Source organism: Photorhabdus stackebrandtii, assembly GCF_011189495.1.
GTDB lineage: Bacteria > Pseudomonadota > Gammaproteobacteria > Enterobacterales > Enterobacteriaceae > Photorhabdus > Photorhabdus khanii.
Window position 1 is genome coordinate 1 of the sequence record NZ_PUJV01000200.1, and the last position, 291, is coordinate 291.

A 291-nucleotide genomic window follows, 5' to 3' on the forward strand; every position below is an offset into this window, starting at 1 on the left:
CATTGCAGGGCTTTCACCTTGCCCCAGCGTCTTTCCCGGGTTGCCTTCGCGATACGCATTTGCAGTCGCCGCACCTGCTGTTCAATGGCCCGCCAGTTGATGACATCCCAGTGAATAGCCTCGAAGGATGCACCAGTCACCGGTTTACCCGCTGTTGTCATTTGTTGGGGTACCGTCAGGATTCCTGCGTAAATGAGTAACATCCCCAATTTCGCTACATTTGAAACGTCACACCGTAGTCAATCGGCGCTACATCTCGCTCCCGTAGCTCATACATACCAAAACGATTTG

General features: G+C 52.6%; 1 protein-coding gene. It reads right to left on the bottom strand.

Annotated features, from left to right (window positions below; genetic code table 11):
• On the bottom strand, positions 1-203 hold a 203-nt coding region (locus C5470_RS23335; protein WP_339917305.1), incomplete at its 3' end, for a reverse transcriptase N-terminal domain-containing protein.
• Positions 204-291 lie beyond the last annotated feature (88 nt).